This is a genomic window from Mesorhizobium sp. M7A.F.Ca.CA.002.04.1.1, assembly GCF_004022805.1.
In the GTDB taxonomy this organism is placed as follows: Bacteria; Pseudomonadota; Alphaproteobacteria; order Rhizobiales; family Rhizobiaceae; genus Mesorhizobium; species Mesorhizobium ciceri.
In genome coordinates this window covers 1-1694 of the sequence record NZ_RZPL01000963.1, presented here as the reverse complement: position 1 = coordinate 1694, position 1694 = coordinate 1, and the positions used below count along the sequence as shown (strand labels likewise).

Genomic DNA, 1694 nt, shown 5'->3' with positions numbered 1-1694 from the left:
CCGCGATACAGATGCTGATCGGCAGCCATTTCGCCCCGGCCCAGGGCGGCGTGTTCACCTCGAAGCGGGTCGAGATGGTGGCCCACTGTCTCAATGAAGCAGGCGCCGTCGGCATCGGCCAGAGTTCCTGGGGGCCGACAGGCTTTGCCTTCGCGCCATCGCAGGACGCCGCACTCAAGTTCGTCGACGCGGTTCGGAAGACGACAGTTGAGGGCGGCCTTGAGGTCAAGATCGTCAAGGGCAGGAACTCCGGCGCGAAGATCAGTTCAACCAGGCTGGATCTCGTCGGCAGCTGACGCTTCAGTTTCAGGCAGAAAGGCAAGAAATGGCCCGCAAACACATCCTGCACATGCTGACACCGTTGAAGCAGATGAGCCCCTTCGACGTGAACATGGCGCTCGACGCAGGTTTCGACGCCGTCGTCCCCTATGTCGATGTGGGCCTGGCCGAAGTGACGGGACTGGTCCAGGACGCGATCTTTTCACGCCCGCCGGATGCGGGTGTCGACACCGGCATCTTCATCGCCGGGAAGGATGCCTCGTTGGCGCTCGACATGTTCGACGCCGCGAAGAAGGCGATGGTGCCGCCTTTCCAGGTTTCGGTATTTGCCGATCCAGCCGGCTCGTTCACCACAGCCGCGGCGATGGTGGCCAAGGTCGAAAAGGCGCTGGAGAAGAAATTCCAGCGTGCGCTCAGGGATACGAGAGTGGCTGTTTTCGGCGCCACCGGCGTCGTCGGCTTCTGCACCGCCGTCATCGCGGCAGGGGAAGGTGCCCGGGTCACACTTGTCGGCCATGACGGCATCGAACGGGTCAAGCAGATCGCGGCCGAGATCGAAAGCAGGTTCCACCTCACCGTCGATGCGGCTGACGGATCGAGCGACGCCCGCAAGACAAAGCTGGTCGAAGCCAACGAAATTATCCTGGCTTGCGCCAAAGCTGGCGTCCAGGTGGTCTCCAAAGCCCAATTGAAAGGCAATGACCTGCTTATTGCGGCCGACGTCAATGCCGTTCCCCCGGCCGGCATCGAAGGATTGGCCGTCAATGCCAATGGTGATCCACTCGATGCGGCAAAAGCTGTCGGCATTGGTCCGCTTGCCATCGGCAATGTCAAATATAAGGTCGAATTCGGTCTCTTCAAAAGAATGATCGAATCCGAAAAGACGATCACGCTCGGTTTTCAGGAAGCGTTTTCCCTTGCACGCGAGATTGCCAAGTAACGCCGGATCTCTTTTGATCGCGGCAATTTCAGGCCGGGGGCTGGCCGCCGCCGCGCGTCGCGCCGGCTATCGTCCGCTGGTCGCCGATTTCTTTTGCGATACGGACACCGTCGCGCTCGCAGAACGCGCGACAATGCTGCCAGGCGACCTGCAAGGAGGCATCGACGGCGAGCGCATCATCGACACGCTTCGGCGATTGGCTGGCGACGACCTGCCGGCCGCCATTGTCCTGGGCTCAGGGTTTGAGCGGATGCCTGAGACCGTGGACAAAATCGCGCGACACTTTCGGCTCGCCGGCAATGGCGGCGCCGCGATCCGCAGGATCAAGGATCCGCAGTTGCTGGCCGATGATTGTGCCGAACTCGGCATCCCGCATCCGCAACTGCGATGGGACCAGCCGCCTGACCCGGAGAACTGGGTGGTCAAGACCGCGGGCGGCGCCGGCGGCGGACACGTCAGACGAGCAGCCGGAGAA

The 1694-nt window shown here is 62.0% G+C and carries 1 protein-coding gene and 2 pseudogenes; all 3 read left to right on the top strand.

The features are described from left to right. A pseudogene (locus ENZ75_RS31035) lies at positions 1-296 on the top strand (GHMP kinase); the annotation flags it as partial. 29 nt (positions 297-325) lie between these two features. Then, entirely contained in the window at positions 326-1219 is an 894-nt protein-coding gene (locus tag ENZ75_RS31030; protein ID WP_013532031.1) for an NAD(P)-dependent methylenetetrahydromethanopterin dehydrogenase, read from the top strand. Between the two features lie 13 nt (positions 1220-1232). After that, positions 1233-1694 (top strand): annotated as a pseudogene (locus tag ENZ75_RS31025) (hypothetical protein); the annotation flags it as partial.

Coding starts and splice junctions, on each gene's coding strand:
- ENZ75_RS31030 (WP_013532031.1), top strand. CDS start 326: ATGGCCCGCAAACACATCCTGCACATGCTGACACCGTTGAAGCAGATG.